Origin of the sequence: Mucilaginibacter paludis DSM 18603 (genome assembly GCF_000166195.2) — a bacterium.
GTDB classification, from domain to species: Bacteria; Bacteroidota; Bacteroidia; order Sphingobacteriales; family Sphingobacteriaceae; genus Mucilaginibacter; species Mucilaginibacter paludis.
Genome location: NZ_CM001403.1, coordinates 3,271,291 through 3,291,532, shown reverse-complemented (window position 1 = coordinate 3,291,532; position 20,242 = coordinate 3,271,291). Strand labels below are relative to the sequence as shown.

Annotated in this window: 25 protein-coding genes; 6 read left to right on the top strand and 19 right to left on the bottom strand. The window is 41.3% G+C overall.

Features of this window, described 5'->3' with window-relative positions; genetic code table 11:
• Nucleotides 1-90 precede the first annotated feature (90 nt).
• Both MUCPA_RS13805 and MUCPA_RS13800 read left to right on the top strand, forming a co-directional pair.
• Entirely contained in the window at nt 91-1,308 is a 1,218-nt protein-coding gene (locus MUCPA_RS13805; RefSeq protein WP_008507154.1) for a site-specific integrase, read from the top strand.
• An 81-nt stretch (nt 1,309-1,389) separates the two neighbouring features.
• Nucleotides 1,390-2,247: an Rpn family recombination-promoting nuclease/putative transposase gene (locus MUCPA_RS13800; protein WP_008507153.1), complete on the top strand. Its 858-nt coding sequence runs from the start codon at nt 1,390-1,392 to the stop codon at nt 2,245-2,247.
• Between the two features lie 301 nt (nt 2,248-2,548).
• Here MUCPA_RS13800 and MUCPA_RS13795 read toward each other — a convergent pair whose 3' ends face one another.
• The 5 genes from MUCPA_RS13795 to MUCPA_RS13775 are packed head-to-tail and all read right to left on the bottom strand — an operon-like array spanning nt 2,549 to nt 6,829.
• Nucleotides 2,549-2,815, bottom strand: coding sequence for a hypothetical protein (locus MUCPA_RS13795; protein WP_008507151.1), 267 nt, complete (start codon nt 2,813-2,815; stop codon nt 2,549-2,551).
• Between the two features lie 5 nt (nt 2,816-2,820).
• The gene (locus MUCPA_RS13790; RefSeq protein ID WP_008507149.1) at nt 2,821-4,560 is read right to left on the bottom strand and encodes a HEPN domain-containing protein; all 1,740 of its coding nucleotides are present in this window, start codon (nt 4,558-4,560) and stop codon (nt 2,821-2,823) included.
• A 20-nt stretch (nt 4,561-4,580) separates the two neighbouring features.
• On the bottom strand, nt 4,581-5,252 hold the full coding sequence (locus tag MUCPA_RS13785) for a hypothetical protein (protein ID WP_008507148.1): 672 nt from the start codon (nt 5,250-5,252) through the stop codon (nt 4,581-4,583).
• Nucleotides 5,242-6,585, bottom strand: a complete 1,344-nt coding sequence (locus MUCPA_RS13780) for a hypothetical protein (protein ID WP_008507147.1) — start codon at nt 6,583-6,585, stop codon at nt 5,242-5,244. Before MUCPA_RS13780 ends, MUCPA_RS13785 begins: the two co-directional genes overlap by 11 nt.
• Nucleotides 6,586-6,589: 4 nt before the next feature.
• Nucleotides 6,590-6,829 carry a hypothetical protein gene (locus MUCPA_RS13775; protein WP_008507146.1) on the bottom strand — a complete coding sequence of 80 codons (240 nt, stop codon included), beginning with the start codon at nt 6,827-6,829 and terminating at the stop codon, nt 6,590-6,592.
• 147 nt (nt 6,830-6,976) lie between these two features.
• Here MUCPA_RS13775 and MUCPA_RS13770 point away from each other — a divergent pair, with 147 nt between their 5' ends.
• Together MUCPA_RS13770 and MUCPA_RS13765 are read left to right on the top strand one after the other, a co-directional pair.
• A complete protein-coding gene (locus MUCPA_RS13770; protein ID WP_008507145.1) occupies nt 6,977-7,384 on the top strand; it encodes a helix-turn-helix domain-containing protein in 408 nt (135 codons plus the stop codon).
• A 24-nt stretch (nt 7,385-7,408) separates the two neighbouring features.
• Complete coding sequence (locus MUCPA_RS13765) at nt 7,409-7,837, top strand: hypothetical protein (RefSeq protein ID WP_008507144.1); 429 nt, start codon at nt 7,409-7,411, stop codon at nt 7,835-7,837.
• A 158-nt stretch (nt 7,838-7,995) separates the two neighbouring features.
• Here the strand turns inward: MUCPA_RS13765 and MUCPA_RS13760 are convergent, their stop codons facing one another.
• The 12 genes from MUCPA_RS13760 to MUCPA_RS37730 all read right to left on the bottom strand — a co-directional run bounded on the left by MUCPA_RS13760 (nt 7,996) and on the right by MUCPA_RS37730 (nt 14,161).
• The gene (locus MUCPA_RS13760; RefSeq protein WP_008507143.1) at nt 7,996-8,673 is read right to left on the bottom strand and encodes a hypothetical protein; all 678 of its coding nucleotides are present in this window, start codon (nt 8,671-8,673) and stop codon (nt 7,996-7,998) included.
• A gap of 53 nt (nt 8,674-8,726) precedes the next feature.
• Nucleotides 8,727-9,617 (bottom strand): relaxase/mobilization nuclease domain-containing protein, encoded by an 891-nt coding sequence (locus MUCPA_RS13755; RefSeq protein ID WP_008507142.1) that lies wholly within the window; start codon nt 9,615-9,617, stop codon nt 8,727-8,729.
• A complete protein-coding gene (locus MUCPA_RS13750; protein ID WP_008507141.1) occupies nt 9,614-10,027 on the bottom strand; it encodes a plasmid mobilization protein in 414 nt (137 codons plus the stop codon). The genes MUCPA_RS13755 and MUCPA_RS13750 overlap by 4 nt, the downstream gene beginning before the upstream one ends.
• A 13-nt stretch (nt 10,028-10,040) precedes the next feature.
• On the bottom strand, nt 10,041-10,421 hold the full coding sequence (locus MUCPA_RS13745) for a hypothetical protein (RefSeq protein ID WP_040625937.1): 381 nt from the start codon (nt 10,419-10,421) through the stop codon (nt 10,041-10,043).
• A 119-nt stretch (nt 10,422-10,540) separates the two neighbouring features.
• Nucleotides 10,541-10,852: a hypothetical protein gene (locus MUCPA_RS13740; RefSeq protein ID WP_008507140.1), complete on the bottom strand. Its 312-nt coding sequence runs from the start codon at nt 10,850-10,852 to the stop codon at nt 10,541-10,543.
• Nucleotides 10,849-11,115 carry a helix-turn-helix domain-containing protein gene (locus MUCPA_RS13735; protein ID WP_008507139.1) on the bottom strand — a complete coding sequence of 89 codons (267 nt, stop codon included), beginning with the start codon at nt 11,113-11,115 and terminating at the stop codon, nt 10,849-10,851. Before MUCPA_RS13735 ends, MUCPA_RS13740 begins: the two co-directional genes overlap by 4 nt.
• A gap of 20 nt (nt 11,116-11,135) precedes the next feature.
• Nucleotides 11,136-11,408, bottom strand: coding sequence for a helix-turn-helix transcriptional regulator (locus MUCPA_RS13730; protein ID WP_008507138.1), 273 nt, complete (start codon nt 11,406-11,408; stop codon nt 11,136-11,138).
• Between the two features lie 171 nt (nt 11,409-11,579).
• Nucleotides 11,580-12,365 carry a hypothetical protein gene (locus MUCPA_RS13725; RefSeq protein ID WP_008507137.1) on the bottom strand — a complete coding sequence of 262 codons (786 nt, stop codon included), beginning with the start codon at nt 12,363-12,365 and terminating at the stop codon, nt 11,580-11,582.
• Between the two features lie 496 nt (nt 12,366-12,861).
• Entirely contained in the window at nt 12,862-13,038 is a 177-nt protein-coding gene (locus tag MUCPA_RS37740; RefSeq protein ID WP_008507135.1) for a hypothetical protein, read from the bottom strand.
• A gap of 274 nt (nt 13,039-13,312) precedes the next feature.
• On the bottom strand, nt 13,313-13,450 hold the full coding sequence (locus tag MUCPA_RS37735) for a hypothetical protein (protein WP_157543902.1): 138 nt from the start codon (nt 13,448-13,450) through the stop codon (nt 13,313-13,315).
• A gap of 1 nt (nt 13,451) precedes the next feature.
• Nucleotides 13,452-14,054 (bottom strand): recombinase family protein, encoded by a 603-nt coding sequence (locus MUCPA_RS37035; RefSeq protein ID WP_083839335.1) that lies wholly within the window; start codon nt 14,052-14,054, stop codon nt 13,452-13,454.
• Nucleotides 13,973-14,161, bottom strand: coding sequence for a hypothetical protein (locus tag MUCPA_RS37730; protein WP_157543901.1), 189 nt, complete (start codon nt 14,159-14,161; stop codon nt 13,973-13,975). The genes MUCPA_RS37035 and MUCPA_RS37730 overlap by 82 nt, the downstream gene beginning before the upstream one ends.
• 270 nt (nt 14,162-14,431) lie before the next feature.
• On the opposite strand from MUCPA_RS37730, the gene MUCPA_RS13715 reads away from it, so the two are divergent.
• Both MUCPA_RS13715 and MUCPA_RS13710 read left to right on the top strand, forming a co-directional pair.
• Nucleotides 14,432-15,718, top strand: coding sequence for a polymorphic toxin type 46 domain-containing protein (locus MUCPA_RS13715; protein ID WP_008507133.1), 1,287 nt, complete (start codon nt 14,432-14,434; stop codon nt 15,716-15,718).
• 3 nt (nt 15,719-15,721) lie between these two features.
• Nucleotides 15,722-16,054 carry a hypothetical protein gene (locus MUCPA_RS13710; RefSeq protein WP_008507130.1) on the top strand — a complete coding sequence of 111 codons (333 nt, stop codon included), beginning with the start codon at nt 15,722-15,724 and terminating at the stop codon, nt 16,052-16,054.
• A gap of 306 nt (nt 16,055-16,360) precedes the next feature.
• Here MUCPA_RS13710 and MUCPA_RS13705 read toward each other — a convergent pair whose 3' ends face one another.
• Nucleotides 16,361-19,360, bottom strand: coding sequence for a tetratricopeptide repeat protein (locus tag MUCPA_RS13705; protein WP_008507128.1), 3,000 nt, complete (start codon nt 19,358-19,360; stop codon nt 16,361-16,363).
• 48 nt (nt 19,361-19,408) lie between these two features.
• On the bottom strand, nt 19,409-20,218 hold the full coding sequence (locus MUCPA_RS13700) for a hypothetical protein (RefSeq protein ID WP_008507127.1): 810 nt from the start codon (nt 20,216-20,218) through the stop codon (nt 19,409-19,411).
• Nucleotides 20,219-20,242: the final 24 nt, after the last annotated feature.

The following is a 20,242-nucleotide window of genomic DNA, read 5'->3' as shown; positions in this document are numbered from 1 at the left end:
AAGCTATTGTTTTACAGCAAGTTCAGTTATTGAACATCTTGACTGGAAGTGACGGAATTAACAATTTTGTTTCACTTTTAATTATTAGTCATGAGAACTAACATGAATTTGCTTTTTTATTTAAAGAAGCGTTCCACCTACACATTTGGCCCCGTGGCCATCTATTTGCGGTTCACCGTTGACGGGCAACGCGCAGAAACCTCCACCGGCAAAACATGTGAGCCTGCGCGATGGAATGTACAGGCAGGCCGCGCCATCGGCACCAAAGAAGATGTGAAAGTTTTAAATGCCTACCTGGACAAATTACAAGCCCAAGCGCAGGCATTGCACCAGGTAATGACAGCAGGAGAAGAGATCGTCACCGCTGAAACGATTAAAAACAGGTTTATAGGTAAAGCCGAAAAGGCGCGAACTCTGGTTGCCATATTTGAGGATCACAATGCCAGGATGAAAAGTCTCGTTGGGCAGGAATTTGAAAAAAGCACCTTGCAGCGTTATGAAACCTGCTTAATGCATACCAAAGACTTTATGGAGTGGCAGTATAACCTATCTGACATCCCGGTTAATAAGATCAACTTCGCTTTTCTGAATGATTTTGAGTATTACTTACGGAGTGTTCGCAAATGCGGAAACAACTCTGCTATCAAGTATATCAAGAACCTGGGTAAGATTGTTCGTATCTGCCTTGGCAATGGCTGGCTGACCGTTGACCCCTATCTCAATTACAAACCCAAACAAAAGGCGGTACACCGGGAAGTGCTCACCAAAGAAGAACTGGAACGAATGAGCAAAAAGAAGTTCGGTGTTCAACGCTTAGACCAGGTAAGAGATGTATTCTTATTCAGTTGCTATACCGGCTTGGCCTATGTAGACGTACACAAGCTAAAACGCTCCGAACTTGTAACAGGCATTGATGGCGGTCTTTGGATACATACCCATCGTCAGAAGACAGATACGTTGTCACGCATACCCGTTTTGTCTCGTGCCTTGTCCATTATTAAATCGTATGAGAATCATCCGGAATGCATCGTCAAAGACACACTTTTACCAGTGATGACCAACCAAAAGATGAATGCTTATCTCAAAGAAATAGCAGACCTGTGCAGGATTAACAAAGTACTGACCTTCCATATTGCCCGGCATACGTTTGCTACAACGGTTACTCTGAATAATGGCGTACCTATTGAAACCGTAGCTAAGATGATGGGACATACCAGCATTAAAACGACACAGATTTATGCCAAGGTCATGGATCACAAGATCAGTTCCGATATGCAGCAATTGCAAAAGAAGCTAACAGCATTTTGACGGATTATCTACCGGGGCTGCATACGCGGCCCTGGTAGATTTCTAAAAAGATTTACCCATACGCTTTAAAAATTAGGAACCATGATCAAAAAAACAAAATACATAGATTTAATGACCGATTTCGGCTTCAAACGCATCTTTGGCACAGATCCCAATAAGGATTTATTAATTGCGTTTTTAAATGAGGTGTTCAGGGGGCGAAAGCACATTGTGGACCTGGTCTACAATAAAAACGAGCATCCTGGAGACACGATATATGAGGGCGGAGCGATCTTCGACCTGTTGTGTACAGGCAATGACGGCGAACACTTTATTATTGAAGTGCAACGCGGCAGGCAGGAGAATTTTAAACAGCGGGCCTTATTCTACACCAGCCGGTTAATCAGCGAACAAGCCCCTAAAGGCAACCGCAGCCAATGGGCTTACAATTTCAGCGAAGTTTATCTGATCGCGTTGCTGGAAGATTTTACCTTAGAGGATAGCCCGGCAAATGACTACTTGCATGATATTTGCCTGTGTAACAGGGATACAGGAAAAATATTTTATGAAAATTTAGGTTATACCTATATCGAATTACGTAAATTTGTTAAAACGGAGGCGGAGTTAACCAGCGAGTTAGACAATTGGCTTTCTTTGCTGAAAAATATGAGCAGCATGGATAAGATACCGTTGTATCTGCGCAAGCCGATATTTGAAAAACTGTTTAACATTGCTGCTTACAGCAGTTTAACGAAAGAGGAAAAAGCCATGTATGACAGCAGCTTAAAAAGTAAGTGGGACAATAAAAATGTGTTAGACTATGCCAAACAGGAGAGCAAGGCTGAAGGGATTCTGGAAGGAATCAAGCAGACTGCAAAAAAAATGAAACAGAACGGCATAGAGATTAAACTGATTGCCAATATTACCGGTTTATCTTTGTCTGAAATCGAACAACTTTAATTTTTACTAATTGTATAATTATAATAAAAAAGCTACTGCTTCGCAGTGGCTTTTTTATTTCCTGCTAAGAAAACACGAAGCGGACGGTTATGCGCCCTGCAAATCAAGCACGCGGCATTTCATTTTTACCAGTTGAGCAACCAACAGCGCGTAGACGGGTAAAATGTCAAGGCCGGGTGGAGCCGCTGAAAGCGAACAACTCCCGCCCGCTTGTATAGCCTTGACGTTTTATCCCGGCGGTGGCTATCTTTGCTGTACTGGTGAATGAGAATGCTATTTTACACCACCTTTTTGTTTGCTATCATCTACCTCTGGGTGTAAATTTGAATGATGCTAACTTTGCAAGCGCCTCAATAACTTCAATTAACTCTTCATAAAATAAAAGCATATCGCCTATTTCGCTTGCCCCTCCGCTTTGCGAAGTGTTATAAATATAGGCTCTAAGTAATAACCAAAGATCTTCTTTGACACGATCTTCAGGGTTATTAAGGAAAAAAGAACAAATGTCTGTGCTAATTTCCTCTAATTCCCCCGGTGAAAAATTAGAGTTATTTTTAAAAGCATTCATAAAGTTTATTTTACTGCATCATATTCCTCAATCTCTAATTCTGAAAGCGTACTTAGATAAAGCTTTTCTGCTCGGACTATAAAACTGTAAAACCTTGCGTAAAGCTCGTTCAAATCTTTCTGCTCTATTAAATTTCGTACTGTGTAACGGAGTGCTGAATGGCTCTGCGACAGTGTAGCCAGTAATTTTTTATCATAAGGCGTTTGCATAGGAAAGCACTCTTCGTTTTCAGGCCAGAACATTTTGCAGATGTTTAGTAAGTGTGGTAAGCTGTGCAGATTAGGAGCGTAACCTAAAAAATTATAAATAAGTCCTAAACACGCCTGTTCTATGCCTTGTGACAACAAGAATACGGTTACTTCAAATAAATTATCCTTGACCAGCTCTGCGGCCATTAAGATGGTTACAGACCGCAAAATTCTCCTGGTACAATAGTTAACTGTCTGATCACGATTTTCATTTTTAGTTATCATGGGAATGCTTTCTTTATCTAAAAAGTCTCCCTTTGAATGTATCAAATTACCGTGTTTGAAAACCGTACAGAAAAATCTGTTCCGGTTTTCCAGTTTATTTAGAGCTTCCTCCTTCGTATGAACAAACAAGTTGATTGTCAACCCATCAAGACTGTTAACGATACTTTGAATATTAGTACCGTAAGGATTCGCCAGCGGGCTTATGGCAAGGAGATCATAGTGTAAATCAGTATTACCAGAAGATTCTTTTAAATTGAATAAATGTAAGTTGGTGGATTGTACGCAGAGGCTGCCAAAGACATAGACCTGATCAGGGTTGAGATGTCCCATAATTAAAGCGATTACCTTTTCCAGCCCCGGTTTCATTGGCGTATCTGTATTTTCCATCGACGATGCGATCCGATCATTAGACTGCGATAATGAATTTACCTTATTGACTTCCTTGTTGCCTTGTGCCTTCGCAGATGATGCTTGTTCAAGGATTTCTGCCTCCCTGATTTTGACATCAAGCAAGGCATTGAGTTCGCTGATAATGGTTTCTGTCCGTTTTTGCAAAAGATAAGCCCTGTAAAACAAGGTTGGTATAAATGCTTCGTTTACCTGGTGGTTTTGCTCATATCTTACGGACGAATACGCGTTATTAAGCGTTTTCAGGATCTCTTTTTCTTCGGGCGTATCGGCGGGGAATAATACGCCAAGCCCTGGGAGTAAAGGCGTAACCAATTCCTGGTGCAGGGTGATGCTGTGTGTTTTTTTCTCTTTTGCCAGCAGCGCTAATTCCAGTGTCCTAAAGGTTAACTCGATGAACTGGTGAAGCATAAATACGGTTAAACCCGCATCGTTTTTTTCGCTATAGAAATTTGCGCCATCCAGGAAGGCCGTAGCCTTAGCTGCTCCGTCCTTAAACTGCGCGTTGGCTTCACTTTTCCAGGCTAATAAATTTTCCGCTTTAGATTGCGGCAAATCAGGGCTATCCGCTTTATTGTAAAGCAGATTAGGTTCTATACATGCTAAATGAAAAAGAAGGTTGCCTTTTTTTAGGGCGGCCCTGATTTCCCCTGTTTGGTAAAACGTATAGGTGATGGCTTTACTTGCGTTCGTTGCTATTCTTACAAACGGCTCCAGTTCTGTAAACTTAGTACCGCAACTGGCCGGAATGATGATGATCAGGTGGTGGGTATTGTTGTCGGAATGACTAAGGCAGTATATTTTTTCTACCGCAATCTTTTCAGCTATTACCTCCCCGATTCTTTTTAGATCTGCTATTTCCATGACACTGGTATATAAAGTGATTAAAATGCTTTTTCGTATAAGCAGCCACGCTGCTTTGTTTTGATACGCTTAAACTTGGGATAGCCTTTACTTTGGGCCATATCTTGTAAAACAGCTTGAATGTGTGCCGGGCTGATAAATTCAGAGCCTGAAATCCTCCGGCTGCGGCGGTAGATATTCAAAGGGGTTTCCGGTGACTGGAACACTGCCCCCTCTAAAAGTGAATATAAAATCTCTGTAGCTTCTTTAATTCCCATTTCATAGGAGGTAGAATAGTTCCGCTTTTTATATTCAGGATTTACTTCAAACAGGTTAAAAACCTGGCAGGCTGTGTTATCCGGAAGAATTTCGAAAACTTCATGATGTATGAACGTTCTTTGAATGGTTCTGACCACCTGGTAATCGGCCATATCGTCAACCCTATCCATATTATTGATGATAACGCCTTTTAAACCATCCTCAAGCACGTTCGTATAATGATGGATATCCAAGATCGTGAGTTCCTTAAATTGAAGCTGTTCTATTCTTTCAATCGCATTATCTTCATAACCCATGAGAAATGACACTTCCGATGTACTGTAGCCTTTGGCGATGCGCTTAACCATCAGGCTGTAAAGCACACCTATATCCACAGGCGATATTTTCGCCTGAAACGTTTCCTTAACTGACGCTTCGGTTATTTTATTTTCCATGGGACTGCGTATTAGGTGATATAACTTCGTTTAAGCTGTAAACAACTTTCTTTGTGGAATTGAAAGGCTGGTAGGTGACCGCATAACACTCGCTTAACCTATCAAGGAAGCGGTTATGGAAGTCGGTAAAATGCTCCTTTAAAACGGTAAGCTTATTGCCTGATATTCTGAGCCAGTTCAAAAGGGCTTCATCCTGTTCGGAATGAACAAGGTAAAACGTGTAATCTTCCGCATCGATCAGAAAAAGCGGCACCTTTCTGTAATGGCCTATAGCTTTTGCAGGTGACTTAATGACCGGCTCTAAAATTAAGTGGCCTTTATGGTCTTTCAGATTAAAGGCAATGGTAAACGGCTCGCTCGAAATTCGCCAGTCCGCCATATTAGATTTGACTGGCTTATTGTTCCAGGACAAATGCCCTTCACCCTGACTTTTACACACAAAAGGCTCATAGAAAAGCATCGGTATTGCTTTCTGCCATAGCTTAATCAGGATCGGCACAGCATGCAACCACTTTATCACATTTGCTTCATGGTCTTGCCTGCCTACAGACTTGACCAGCGTAAACATTTCGTAGCAAATTTCATTTAAGGCGATCTGATTCTCTGTGAAAATAACCTCTCCCGTAATGGCCTTATCCTTTCGCAAATATTGGCCGTAGGATACGATGCGACTACTATGTTTACCCGTTTTACCGATGAATGGCATCAGCATCGGTAGCTGTGAGAACCATAACCCTAATTCGGTATAGATGACGTTGTAGCCGACTACTAATTTATTTGTGGTTTCTACCCTTGTTTCGTTCAACATGGTAGCATCGAATTGGTGATAATGATCTAACGAAAAGCCCCAACCCACTTTAAAGATGTTACCATATTCCGGCTTGGGATAGATAAATACATGATGCCCCTGTACATCCACATATAAATATTTTAGGTCTTTTTTATGCTCCTGCTCTAATCCCGGCCAATAATAATCTTCCAATTCCATGGCCCTATGATGCATCAGGTCAAACATACCACCATAGGCATGTTGGCAAAGGATATTACCGGGCATTCCGCAATCGCACGCTACATTGATGTCATGCCGTCTGATTTGAACAAATACATTATGGGGTTGGTCGTTTTCGGCTTCAACGGAAAGAATGAAAACGCCCTTATCGTATTTAACAGCAGGCACCGTAACCCGCAAAGATCGTTGGTTGCCGTTTGATACTGTATAATGCTTGTACAGCACTTCTTTAATTAACATTAGATCATCATTCTCTAGCGGGATTGTATATTGAAACTTGTCAGGTAATATGATCGTCTCTGGCTTTTTATGTTTGGTTGCCATAATATTACCTCGTTTCTGTGTTATACTTTTCCAAAAATTCCTTTACCTCTTGTTCGCTTTGCATCAGGCGTTCCTTTAAGCGTTCAAGGAATGCGTTATCGTCGGTTACAACACCATCGTTCACGACGATATGAGGGGAGAAATCTCTAATATCCGGTACAGTTGGCCTTTCGGCACTTATGTTAATTGTGCTTTTGTACCCGGTGTTAAAGTAGATATTGATGTTATTAATGATTACTTTCATGATACATTGATTTACTGTGTAATCTAATTTCATGAGATTGCATGGTCTATCGAAGTCAAAACGAGACTGTTTTACTCATTTAAGCAACTATTTTATGTAACAGTGTATTTTGTATCTTTACATTTTATAATCTTGCATCTCGATCTTATGACAACATCTGAAAAACCGACAAACCAACATATAGGCCGAAAAATTAGCCGTATTCGCGAACTAAGAGGGATTAAGCAAGAGGATTTGGCCACTCAATTAGGCGTAAGTCAAAAGACTGTTTCCCGTATGGAGCAAAGCGAAGTGATTGAAGATGATGTCTTAGAAAGTATAGCTAAGATTTTAGGCGTTACTACCGATGCAATTAAGAATTTTTCTGAGGAGGCCGTGATAAATTATTTTAACACTTTTAATCAATCAGTTTCCAGCAGTAATTTTGGCCATAACAACACCTGCACATTTAATCCCATTGATAAACTGGTTGAACTGTTTGAAGAAAATAAAAAGCTGTATGAGCGTTTATTACAAGCTGAAAAAGAGAAGATTGAGCTTTTAAACAAAAAATAGCTTATATATAAACGAATACATGAATTGATCTTCATAAAACTTAATACAAAAACCAAAATTAATTTAATCATCCAATGTGTTGGAATGCTAACGGGGACAGCAACACATCTACTATGGATCATTAATAATGGATTTCTGTCAGAAAAATATAATGCACCAGTTTTATCTACGTTTTTCTGGGATAGTTTGACTTTTTTAGATCCTATTGCCGCAATTTTATTGATACTAAAACCCAAAACAGGTATTTGGGTAGTTGCGGTTATTGTTGTTGTTGATGTATTGCACAATGGCAATATATGTTTTAGAGCGCTGTTGTCAGAGCCCCAATCCTTTACCAATTGGATTAAAAATAACTGGATGCTCTGGACTCAGGTTTTTTTTGGATTATTTGTTATAATATCATTTAAAAATAACTGGGAAGAACTAAAATTTAAAAACACCCATACAGGGTAATTTTAAAAATTAACGCTAGGTCAACATTATCCCGAAAGCACTCACAGCTTCGGATAGTCTACTTTCCTTCACTAGTGCTGGTGTTTTATTTCCATGGAACAGCGTTGTTTGTTCTATTAATAATCCGTTTTTTTATTTAAATCTTTCAGTTTATCGTTTCAAGGCTTGCCCCTCATTTTCCTCAAACTGTCTGCCTCGCTTTCCAATTGCTTAATCCTCAATTCCGTTGTCTGTCTTTCCAGGTAACGTGCAATGCTGTCCGTCCGGTATTGATTGATAGCCGTTACATTCAGGCTGTCCAGTTGATTCTGTAATTTTTGTTTTTTAATACTATCTGCAACAAGATAATTCCAGTACCAGGCTTTGCGGAAACGGCTGTTCTGGCTGTCCTTATACCAGTAACGGAAGCCAAACCAACTCACCAAACCAACCACGATAGCTAAAGCAGACAGATACATACCGCGCTTAGCCATAATCTTTAAAAAGCCCTTTCCAGCATCCTCCGGCAATACCAAGATTCTGTTTTTGGAAAATGCCTCACGCAATACCTGTATGACTGCCGATCTTGTGGCATTCATACCCTCACTGGCAATATTAGAAATGGATAATGTACTTGGCGGGGGGACGGTGACCTCAATCTTTTTGTATTTATCTTCAAAGCTGCTGATCAGCTTCTTTGTCTCCTTGTCCTTTTCAATAATGATTTGATTCTTCCCGTCGATCTGCTGCTGTTGCTCTTTTATAAAGTTTTTGATCTCCTTTAAGTCTGTAGCGTGCTCGTTCAACACGTCTTTTAATGTCGTTTCATCCATTGAGGTTTCTTCGTTTGGTTTCATGATGTCATCTTTACTTAGTTCATAATTCTGTTTACTGTCAATTTAAGCATAGCTTACCGTCCTATGCCCTGGGTATACTGACGTACTTGTTGCTGTTGTTCCTTTTCCTGCTCTTGCTGTTTCTTCAATTCCTCCTGATGCTGCCTTAATAATTGCGCCTGCCGGTTCTGTTCCTGCTGACGTAAAAGCTGTTCTTGTTTCAGCTTCTTTTCAATATCCATCAGGGCATAGCCCACCTGGCTGCCCTTAAAGCGGACGTGCTGCGCATCTGTAAAAGCGATACCCCGGCCCAACTCTACTTCGTAGCCCCGCTGCTCCATGTACTTTTTGACTTGCTGCACATCTGTGCTTTGCTTGATGGCTGTTTGCAGGTGCTTTTTCAAGGCTTCCTTACGGTTATCAACCCGCTGGCTTTGTGCAACCCTTTGCTCCGGTTTTAAGAACTTGTTCGGGCTTAACACCTGCTCTAATTTGTATTCCAGTTCCATCTTCCGGGCGAACTCGGCCACATGCTTATAGCTATTGCTGTCACTGGCCGTCTTACCATCAAAGCCGATGCGATTTGCGACGATATGGAGATGCTCGTGGCCTGTATCTTTGTGCGCCACTACTACATACTGGTGATCCTCAAAATCAAACTTCTCGGCCAGCTTTTCCACGATGTCGATCTTATCCTGCAAGCCTAACTTCCCGGCATCGCTGTGGGCGAAGCTTAATGAAAAATGAAACACCGGTTTGGACTGGTCAGGATTCAGTTTGGCCACTTCGATCATCTCCCGTACCAGTTCTAAGCGGGTGCCGAAACACTGGTTATAGGCGATCACCTCGACCTGCTTCTTTTCCAGTTCCTGCATTTGCAGTTCTTTGCTTTCCTGCCGTCTGCCTTCAAAGAGGTAATGCAAGACACCCCGGAAACTTTTACCTGTGCCTACTTTACCGATCATGATACATAGGTATTAATGTTCTTCACTAATCCACGCAGGCTTCGGACATCCTGGTCGAGCAAAGCTCTTTCCATTGCGTTCAGATCATCGCCCTTATTTCGCTTCCTTGCGATCTGGTTGAGGTTGGCGGCGATGTGATTGAGCGTACCCCGCATTTCTAAAACCGGTTTGGGCAGTGTCTTGACCCTGACTTCTATCCGCGTGTTCAATCCAAGGTTCCGCAGGAAAACCGATGGATTCATGCCTACGCGTTTAGCGTTGGCTTCAATGATCTTCTTCTCAATGAGCGTGCACATCACGCTCACGGCGGTGCGCCGCTTATGCGGCACTTTCGGTCTGCCGCCCCGGTTCACCCGGCCCGCCGGGGCCGGAACTTTTGTACCTACTGCCTTTTTAACTGCACTTTCCATAAGCTTCTATTCGTTAAAAATCCTCAAAAAAATCCCCCCGAATGCGATAGCATGAGCGGGGGCCAGCAAGTTTCGGCATGGCCGAAACATAGCTGGCTCCCCTGACAGGCCAAGGGCCTGTTCCGCTACCCGGCTGTATCGCTGTGGCGATACTCCGGGGCTGTTCATGCAGCACCTTTGGTGCTGCCCCGCCAAAAGCGGCCTGCCGCTTTCGCGGTTCTTCGGTAATCGCTTTAGCGATTATCGGGCTGTTCAAAACGGTGGCACCAACGGTGCCGCCGTTTACTCCGGCGGCTTGCCGCCGGTACTGTTTTACACCCGCCTGCGGGTGCCAGGCTTTCAGCATGCCGCTCGCGGCATCGCTGATTTGCCCGGTGTTCTTTTGATGCGGCACCCTGGTGCTGCATCGGCGTATATCGGAGTTATTAAATCGCTGGTTACACAATCACCCGCTACATCCTAACCGGAGAGGGTATATCACGTTATCCAGCTATTTTATATCTTGATATATTTTTATCCTGGCCATTCGGGCCAGTAAACCAGGCTTCCCCTTGTCGGGTGATAGGATGGCTGATAGCGGATGTAGCCCCATTCATCCAGTTCACGGATGCACTTATGATAGGTCGCTACCGATGCGATCCGGCTGTAGGACATGAGCGTTTTCCGGTTAACGGAAAACGGATTTGCAAATCCGCTCCGCTGCCAGCAAACGAACAAGCCAGCGAACAGGCTCACATGGGTGGCCAGCATCCTGCTGTCGGCGCTCATGCGCCTAACCCACCGGCTATAATCGGCGGCCTCCCGGTGGATTACTGTAGATGTCATTGCTGGCCTCCCTCTAATAATTTGGTGATGTCCTCCAACTTGTAATACATCATCCCGCCGATCTTTGTATACCGCAGCGTCCCGTTAATACGCAAGTTTTGCAGGGTGCCCGGTGAGATGTTGAGCAACTTACGTACTTCTGCACTTTTGAGCCATTGCTTGCTTTGGCTTTGTTCTCCCGGTTTGATAAACTGTTTGATCTCGGTCAGCATTTCGCATTTAAACTGTTTTAAATCTTCTTTGGTGATGATCTCCACATTCATAGTTCTTTCCCTCCATAAAGTTAATCTGTAATGTTTTGCTGCATGGCTTTCAGCACATCGCTCTTTTTGAAGTAGACCCGCTTGTGCAGGCGCAAAAAGGGCAGTCCCTTTTTCATCCAATCGGACAGGGTCGCCAGTGACACGCCCAATTCAGCGGCCAGTTCCTGTTTGGACAATAGCCGTTCTTCAGCCGTCTGCTGCTGGCTGCCACCTGTTTTAAAATGTTCCTGTAGTTCTGCCCTTACTGCATCCCTGATGCACTGGCTAAGGGCTTCGTTGTTGATAATTTCCATAGCCTTTGTTTGAGGACAAAAGAATGCTATGGAACAGGCTTTTTGTTACCACGATGCCTGCGTGGTAAATTTGAAGTGCTTTGGATATAGTTAAGTAGAATATTAAACGGTTCAATATCAATTTGATAGAGAACTGCTGCTTTTGAAAATGTCAATAAAGCAGTAAAAGCATTATTTCCCTTTTTTTACCGGGGTGATGGTGTAAAGCCTATGCTTTGCGGGTATTTCATTTTCTCTTTTCAAAGGATTTTTAGGGTCGATGCCTCGCAGATAGTGCCTTAACCTGTCTATTTTAATTTCTTTCACCTGGCCTTTATTTTCATTATCATACTCCCGGAAGTACTTGCTGATCATCTTGGCCCAGGCATTTTGTGCCGGAGTGATCAATAGCTCTTTGCCATCCGTAGCTTTCAGCTCCTGCATTTGCATGCAGAGGTCGAGTACAGCCAGCACCTGCCCATCCCTGACTATAATATAACCATCGGTTTCCCATTGGCGGGTTTCTTTCAATTCCGCTTCTAAATCTGCAACCTGTTGTTTGAGGGTATGGATTTCAAACTCTTGCTGTGCAATAACAGCATCGTTAGCTTTATGGATATTCCAGCGGTCGGCAGAGATCAACACTTCGGTGAACTTATTGAGCTGCCTGATCTGCCGCTCGTTTGTCACGTGGTCTCTATCGTAAATGTTTCTTCCCATCAGCACTTTGAGCTGCCTTTCGATCAGGCCCCATAAATACCGAAGAAATATTTCTTCACCGCCATCGGCATGCTTTGTTAAGTAATAGGCCAGGTGGCGCTGGTAAAACTCTTCAATTCGATCTTCGCTGATGGCGAATATCCTTTTAAAAAGGTGCTTTAAAAACTGCTCGCGATCCCATGTCAGCGGGTTGCCGATATCAAGGGTGTCTTTTGAAAAATCAAAAGGGTCTCGGGGTTTGAAATAGTTGACGCTCATTAGTAGATTGATTTACTCAAAAATAAGCGTTTCTGTTGCCGGAAAAAACACATGGGAGGCACATTCATCATGCAGGCATGTTTTCAATTAAAAAATAAGTTTTTAAGAGATGATTAGCTCTTTTTGATGACTATAAAGATACTTTAATGTATTTGGTTCGATCCCTCTTCGGGCTACTTGAACAGGAAATATAAAAAAATCTCCACTTTCATGCTTTTTTTATTTGAATCAAATGCTTGTAAATCAAATAAATACGACCAACTATTTCGTTCAATCGAACAGTTCGATAACTACTTCCATCAAAACTTAGTTTTTACGGAAATATCGAACTGATGATCTTTCTTCTACCTTCCGAATTAAAATCAGTCTAGTAAGAATCCAGCTTAGCGAGGTTAGAAATGGCCTTTTTAAGCAAATCCCCCACATCGTCGGTACTTTTCGACGCGTCTGCCAACTTTGATTCCAAAACTGCAATCTCATCCTCACATTTTGCCTTTTAAGCTCTGTATTCCTGTTCCTCCGTTATAAGGTCGTAATATTTATCGGTTGCATTTTTTATCCGTTTATGGATCACATCGATCTGCTGAATGATCGCTTTGCGTCCGCCTTTCTCAACTACTTTTTGATCGGCGCCATAGATGACATTCAATTCATGTGTATATACTTCCTCCATTCCTGGCCTTACCGTAAAACTGCTTAACAACTCTTCAGACTTGGAATTAACGAGCTCTGCTCTGAAACGGGACTTGCATTTCGCCTGGCAATGGTAATAATAGTAGTAAACGCTCCAGCCTTTAGATGCGCTGTTCGGTAAGCATCCGCTGACACTTCGGGCAAATCAGGTAACCGCGTAGAGGCAAGTTGTCCATCGAAACAATCTTTGGCCCGGTGTCCTTAGTTCTACCGTTCAGCACATCCTGAAACGGGCAGCATGAAGGCATAAGAAATTATGCCTTCATGCTGCCCGGAACTATTGTCCGTTCTTCATCTTTATGCTTGGCTACCTCGATCTTTCCGCAATATAAGGGGTTCAGAATAACGTCCCAGAAGTGGGCGCTACCGTATTTCAAACCCTTCTTGTTCACCTCATGCTTTACTTGTTCTGCCGGATAATTTGCCTTCAGCGATCTGTTCAAATGCCCATCTTAAAATAGCGGCCTCTAGTTCCTTAATAGCAATATATTTTTTACCGTTCTCAGTAATGCGATTGATATAACCGATGGGTGCTAAACCCATGTAATTGCCTTCTTTGCGGGCACGGCGCATACCATAATAGGTATTCAATCCTCTACGGTCGTTTTCTACCTCCGGGACGGCCAAATAAATTGCGAGCATCATTTTATTCTCCGGTATGCTCAAATCGAGCGGCTGGTCGATGGCTTGAACTTCTATATCCAGCTTCCGCAAGGTATTAATCATCCCGTAGGCATCACCCGCATTATGGCTGAAACGATCCCATTTGGTAAAGATCACCAAATGCACTTTGTCCCTCTGTTTGCGCAGGTCTGCCAGCAATTTAATCCATGACGGGCGTATAAAAGTTTTGGCTGAAAAATCCTCATAGACAACCTGCATGACCTTAATATTGTTTTGCAGACAATATTTCCTTAAACGCCCCTCCTGGTCGCGTTGGGAATATCCTTTATCGGCCTGTGGACATCGCCGGTCAAGAGGTGTTTTCTGGTAGATACTGTAATTTGGAGTATGATGCTGATCTGGGTAATAAAGGTGACATGTTTATCCGTATTACCCAACACTTCGCAGGGGTCTTTCTCTTCTTGTAATATTTCCTCCATTAGCCTGGTTAACCTGAGTTTTTTGACAGCTGGAATTGCCTCTTCCTTGATCAGTTTTTCGACGGAAACACAACGCGGGATCTTTAAAAAGTAATAATGAAAAGGAAACCAATCTCTATCAAAAGGAAGGCGACCTCATCGAATTAGCAAATTCGTCGACTGTTAATTTTTGCCTATTGTTTTTGGTAATATTTTTCGTTTGTTTTCAATGAAAATAATATATTTATACTAGAAATTTTCCAAACCTTTCATATAGTGTTATAATGATCGATGACCCCCTTTTTAAAACATAGTGCAACTATTTTATTAACGCCGGGAATAGGCTGGCATTGGGTTGGGTGGGACGGCATACTCACGGTAAGCTCGTATGGCAAACCACTGATGCTATCAATGAACCATATCATCATCGAATCTGACGTTCCGTTGTTCACCCTGATAAGCCCACGTAATTACGCTTCCTTTTTTTGTCAGGATGTACCCGGGACGATTACAGAAGCTAATTTTACTGTTAATAAACCTACCTTGTCCGACAAAATTGTGGTAAATGGTGTGTCACCGCTACTTCTAACTACTACCGGAAACTTCACCTGCTTTTTTTCTTCCCCATCCGAAAAAATGACCACATTTGGTCCCATTCCGGATGTAATCCCATTTAAAATGGGAACATGGAAGGTGATGGAGACCAAGCAGGATGTGTTTATCAGGGATAAAGGATGCGTAGATAGCAGGGTGCACAGCATGTCTCATGTCGATAAAATGGAGGCATCGCTAAAGCAATCAAACGTACCTCATGCGATATTAAACGAGCTTGGCGGCTGGGGTGGCGTTGCTACCGGTTTGGTTGCAGCTGGAGTAATTTTAGGGGCAATTGCCCTTGCGCCCGAAATATTGGTTGGCAGCGCTATTGTTGCAGCAGTAGGCGAGGTGGCTACCTTGACAGGCGTAGGCCTCAGTGGATACCAGATAGGCGAAGGCATTGCCGACTTAGCCAATTTTTACCAACGTACCGACGAAGCAACAACCTGTGCCGATTTGAAGGATGCATCTAAAAGCTTCGAACAAGGGCTAGCCAAAGTGGGTGTTGGCGGGGTTAACACTGTAATGGGACTTACAGGTGCAGCTAAAGCGGGCACAAGTAAAGCAAGTTCAGAAGTAAGTGAGCTTAGAGCATCCCGATTAAAACTCGTTGAGAAATTAAGAAAAGAACGAGCTTTAAGATTTTATAAAGACAATGGATTTAACGAGAAAGAGGCCCTCTCGCATATGGAAGGGATCGATTTTTCTAAGCCAATAAAGGTAAAAACGATTGAACGAGGAACCCGGGTACGACAATGGGTAAGGAATGGATCTGAACCAGGAGACTATTGCACCACCCCAGAAAACGGGATAAAGAAAAACTTGGGAATAAAATATGATAATAGAAGTATTCAAGACTTCACAGTAACAAAAAAATCTAAGGTTTTAGTTAGTACGGCTGCGAACTATAAAAAGAATGCAGGCGGGGGGCCACAGTTATTTAGTCCCGGAATTAAGCAAAACATTACACAAAAAAGGTAAGATATGAAAAAAAAAGAATTGATTACAAGCATCGAAGTAGCCTTAAAGGAGGCTGATATATTAAAAGAATTTTCCAAAGATTATACTGAGGATGTAGAAAGCGCTAAATATGTGTTGAACCTTCTAAGAGAAGTTGTTATTAAAGATTTTGAAAATATTAATATAAGAATCTTAAGAGCAATGCACGATGTTGGAATGTCGTCCTACAAGGATTTTGCGAATACCAAATTGGAGGGCGCGATAAATAAAATTACCAGCATTCTGTATGATGAAATACCTGGTTATAAAGATTTGGAACCTCTTAGAATGGATTTTGGCCAACAAAATCCCATTTAGGGCCTGCTGAAAAACTCAAATAACTCTGAAATACAGGAAGTTGTGTCATGATTTAACGAATGAAGTGCAAGGGGCTATGCTATTTTTACTCAAAATCCGAGCACTTCAATTTTAGTTAAATTTATTTGCTGTTCAGAAATTCAAAAATACCGGGTATTTCATCGCCATTTTTAACAAAACACCTCGAGAAATTAACTTTTTCATGACGAAATCACTTTTGGGGTGCATCTACGAGTTTTTCAGCAGCCCCTATTTAATAAAAAAAGAATTTTGTGCTTGAAAGTATTAAAGATGCCGCATTTCCTACTAATTCTCCAACCACACTTTTGTTTCCTTAAATTGATTTAATCGTTTTACATAATGTTCTTTCAAATCCTGATAAATATCCTTGCGGCCCTTTTTATTAATTTTATCATCTTTTTTCAAGGCATCCCCAAAAAGCCTTTCTGCAAGCTTGATATCACTTTCGCTAATGTCGTGCTGTTTTTGAAAAGCATTTTGCAGGTTGCTTTCCATTTGATCAAATTGGCCAATTTTCATGAGATAGCAGGTTTTCCAAAACAGGGCCTTGAAATATAGAGGTCCCTTTGTCATTTGTAAGGCCCGTTCAAGGCATGTATTAGCGGCGCTATCCTGACCGGTAATTAACAGTATTGTGCCATAATCAACGTGAAAAGTTGAATCGTTTACGGCAGCAGGTATTTTTCCGTATTCCGCAAAATTTTCAAGGGCTATCGCATAAGTATCTTTGTTTTGCGCATAGCATGAACCCAGCAGTTTTTTTAAGACTGGATAATTACTTACAGAATCTGCCGGTATTGCGGTTAAGTTTTTTATGGCATTTTTGTAATTTTTGTCATAATAATAAGTCTGTGCATTGTAAAAATAATATCTAAAAGTTTGTTGTGAAAGCTTCACTGCTTCATTAAGGTCTTGATTTGATGCTTTGTAATTGTGTGTGTTATAATAGCACATACCGCGCAGATAATATGCTTCGGCATTAACTTTATTCTGTTGCTTATTTAAAAACCTATCCAGCATTTCTATAGCGTTTTCGTATTTTTTGTCTAAAAACCACGCGTTCGCGCACAACCATAGCATATCTAACTGATATTTAATGATAAGCGCTGTAGCAATGCCATCTTTCTTATTTTGCGCCAGTGCAAGCTGTGCCGTTAGAGACCCCAAGGCAGCAACGTCGTTTTGTGCCGCTTCGCTATATCTTCCCAGCCTTGCCAGCAGCCGCCCTCTTTCAGTATACGCATCATTTCTGTTGTTATCAATCTCAATTGTTTCAGATAAACTTTCGGTTGCCATTGAATCTTTACCGATTTTCTCCAGGGCAAGGCCTCTTTTGTAAAATGCGTCGGCAAATTTAGGGTCGCTTTTTATAGCGTTGTTGTTGTTAATTATGGAAAGAGCGTACTTATCGATAGCGCTTTTAGATTTACTACCGGCGGGGTCCTCTTCAGCCATTTTGAAATCGACCTCTGCAATTCCATGATAGGCATCCGAGTTACCCGGCTTTATTTTCAATACTTCACCATAAAACTTCCTTGCTTTAATTGGATCCTTATCAAAATTGGCTCTGCCATTTGCATAGTATTCATTAGCAATAGAATCTATAATTATTTGTCTTGGGCCTGATATGGCTTTTAAGGTACGCAGCGTTGCAAAATCACGTCCTGCATCTTCAGCAAGGTGCAGGCGAGCATAGGTAAGTCCACGCAAATAATATGCGTTAGTATCTTTAGGGTTTAATGATATGGCTAAACTGAAATCTTTACCGGCATCGGCGTACTTTTGCATTTCAAATAAAATTTCGCCGCGCCGTATGTAAAGTCTATCTCGCGGAGCTAATACAATAGCTTTACTGTAATCATCTACAGCCCCATCTTTATTGCCTATAATTTTTTTCCATTGTGCTTTGGTTTCAAAATAATGTGGTTTCACAATAGTGTCATCAAGGGCATTGGTAGTTAAAATATCGTAATCGGCAATGGCGTTAAAGTATTTTTTTTGAAGGTTTGCATATACATCTGCACGGGTTATGATGGCCTGAGTAAAATTGGGAAAACTCGCTATGGCCAAATCTAAATTCTTGATCGCTTTTTCCTGAAGGTTTGCTTCGGTCCGGTTATTTTCAGCCAAAACTTTATAAGCTTTTCCCTCGAAAAAATACAATTCAGGATAGTTGTTCTTCTCGGTCTTATGTAGTTTTAGTAACCGTTCGCATTCGTTTATTGTTCCCTGATAATCATCACTTTGAAAACGGTTTTCGGGGATGGATAACTCTTTAATAAAAGCGCTAAGGCTATTAACAACACCAACTAGTTCTATTTGCTGAGGCTCAATCTCCATGGCTTTCCGGTAAAAAGTCACCGCTGCTGAAAATTGCCGTTCGTTCTTTTCCTTATCACCCTTTTTCTTTAAATTATCATAAGTGTTTTCCTCAATCAGTTTTTCTGCTTCCAGCAGTTTTATTTCAAGCGGGGCAGAGTAGCGCCTAATACCTTGGGCTTTAAGTAACATCACTTTGGCCTCTTTAAATTTATTTACTTTAACCAGCGAGTCGGCCGATTTTAAAAAGTCGTTAAAAACAAGTTCTTCCTGCTTTCTTTTTTCTTCCCTCACTATGCTGTCTTTTTTCAGTTCGCGAAGTAGCTGTTCGTCTGAAAGAAATACGGCGTTTGCCGACGAATCGACAACTATATCTATTTTTTTATCGTTGACATTGATAGAATCTGCCGGATCAAAAAAGCGGACACTTTTTATACGTGTAGTCCATGTGCTTTCGTCATTTTTTTTTACAACCAGAACTGCCTCACGTTGCGTCGCTTTATAAGGTAAATGGCTAACGCTATTTTTTCCGCTGAATATAGTTTGGTATTGTACCCTGATAAATAACGAGGAATCTCCAATTCGTACGGGTGATAACTTGTTAATTATATAATCAGCTTCTTCGCTTTTAATCATGGACAGGTTAAGGTTGGTTAAATAAGGCGAAACTGCATAATCATTTGTATTATGCAGGCCCAAAGCGGGGTCGATATCGTTTTCTATTATTGCATTGGCATTATAAAACACCTGATTTCGGGATTGAGCATTGTAGCTGCTTTTAATATTTTCAAAAAGCTTGCCTTTTCCAAGTTTAGGTACTGTACAATCGTTAATAAGGTCAATAAAATTTCTGATAGTTTGCTGCGCCTGAAAGTTTATTTCTTTGGCATCGGATAGTGTTATTTTAGTTTGCGAATAACTCTTTATTGAAATTAAAAAAATGATGAAGACAAGTATTTTTTTCATATCCGGAACTTTATGGTCGACAATTGAAATTTGAAAATGATATTCTTGCTACGTTTTGGTCAGCTTACTAATTAGCCAACCCGAGTTTTTGGAATATCGGCTAAATTGACTCACCTCAATAATCCATCCTTTTATTTGGAAAAAGTAATACTGAACAGCATATGCTTTTTTTACTATTAAACGATTTTTGATAATCTCATCAATAAAAACCTTCATCTCACCCAGGCAGGAATTGTTTGATAGCAGAAAAAAATCACCGACATTGGCTTTGTTATTTGATATCAGATTAATATTTGAAAATGATGTTGCATGACTGTACGGATGTAGAAACGATTGGTGGTTAACCGGTTGGGGTATATAGTAAGTGATATTGCTTAAACTATCGGTCAGACGTTTGCTTTTTAAAAACGGAGCGTCAACACCACTAACAACCCACTTTGAGGAGCTATCGGATTGAAGTACAATCTTTAGCGTAAGTACAACGTTTTGAGGTTTGCTTTTCCATATCACAATACATTTCACCTTAGCGCACCATCGCATATCATAATAGGGAATGTACTGTTGCCTACTTGTATCAGTTATTTCTTTTATAAAAGTTTTAATCTCGGCTATATTCCAATTTCGATTATCTAGATTGAATAAGCTTTTTAACATCACCTCACGTGAGAGCACTAATTGTGGGTTGTTTTTTTTGTTATATTGAGTAAACTCTTCGTCTGCATTATTAAAACGATCGATAAATTGATTGATATGCTTTACATTCCAAGCAAAATTGCTGTTAAAAGTATTGTCAAATAGCTGCGGGAAAGCTAGAAGGCATTGATGCAGTAAAATAACAATCAACAAATATTTCCGCATGGCACTATGATTACTTCGGGTGTT

Coding starts and splice junctions, on each gene's coding strand:
- MUCPA_RS13805 (WP_008507154.1), top strand. CDS start 91: ATGAGAACTAACATGAATTTGCTTTTTTATTTAAAGAAGCGTTCCACC.
- MUCPA_RS13800 (WP_008507153.1), top strand. CDS start 1,390: ATGATCAAAAAAACAAAATACATAGATTTAATGACCGATTTCGGCTTC.
- MUCPA_RS13795 (WP_008507151.1), bottom strand. CDS start 2,815: ATGAATGCTTTTAAAAATAACTCTAATTTTTCACCGGGGGAATTAGAG.
- MUCPA_RS13790 (WP_008507149.1), bottom strand. CDS start 4,560: ATGGAAATAGCAGATCTAAAAAGAATCGGGGAGGTAATAGCTGAAAAG.
- MUCPA_RS13785 (WP_008507148.1), bottom strand. CDS start 5,252: ATGGAAAATAAAATAACCGAAGCGTCAGTTAAGGAAACGTTTCAGGCG.
- MUCPA_RS13780 (WP_008507147.1), bottom strand. CDS start 6,585: ATGGCAACCAAACATAAAAAGCCAGAGACGATCATATTACCTGACAAG.
- MUCPA_RS13775 (WP_008507146.1), bottom strand. CDS start 6,829: ATGAAAGTAATCATTAATAACATCAATATCTACTTTAACACCGGGTAC.
- MUCPA_RS13770 (WP_008507145.1), top strand. CDS start 6,977: ATGACAACATCTGAAAAACCGACAAACCAACATATAGGCCGAAAAATT.
- MUCPA_RS13760 (WP_008507143.1), bottom strand. CDS start 8,673: ATGAAACCAAACGAAGAAACCTCAATGGATGAAACGACATTAAAAGAC.
- MUCPA_RS13755 (WP_008507142.1), bottom strand. CDS start 9,617: ATGATCGGTAAAGTAGGCACAGGTAAAAGTTTCCGGGGTGTCTTGCAT.
- MUCPA_RS13750 (WP_008507141.1), bottom strand. CDS start 10,027: ATGGAAAGTGCAGTTAAAAAGGCAGTAGGTACAAAAGTTCCGGCCCCG.
- MUCPA_RS13740 (WP_008507140.1), bottom strand. CDS start 10,852: ATGACATCTACAGTAATCCACCGGGAGGCCGCCGATTATAGCCGGTGG.
- MUCPA_RS13735 (WP_008507139.1), bottom strand. CDS start 11,115: ATGAATGTGGAGATCATCACCAAAGAAGATTTAAAACAGTTTAAATGC.
- MUCPA_RS13730 (WP_008507138.1), bottom strand. CDS start 11,408: ATGGAAATTATCAACAACGAAGCCCTTAGCCAGTGCATCAGGGATGCA.
- MUCPA_RS13725 (WP_008507137.1), bottom strand. CDS start 12,365: ATGAGCGTCAACTATTTCAAACCCCGAGACCCTTTTGATTTTTCAAAA.
- MUCPA_RS37740 (WP_008507135.1), bottom strand. CDS start 13,038: ATGGAGGAAGTATATACACATGAATTGAATGTCATCTATGGCGCCGAT.
- MUCPA_RS37730 (WP_157543901.1), bottom strand. CDS start 14,161: ATGGAGGAAATATTACAAGAAGAGAAAGACCCCTGCGAAGTGTTGGGT.
- MUCPA_RS13715 (WP_008507133.1), top strand. CDS start 14,432: ATGACCCCCTTTTTAAAACATAGTGCAACTATTTTATTAACGCCGGGA.
- MUCPA_RS13710 (WP_008507130.1), top strand. CDS start 15,722: ATGAAAAAAAAAGAATTGATTACAAGCATCGAAGTAGCCTTAAAGGAG.
- MUCPA_RS13705 (WP_008507128.1), bottom strand. CDS start 19,360: ATGAAAAAAATACTTGTCTTCATCATTTTTTTAATTTCAATAAAGAGT.
- MUCPA_RS13700 (WP_008507127.1), bottom strand. CDS start 20,218: ATGCGGAAATATTTGTTGATTGTTATTTTACTGCATCAATGCCTTCTA.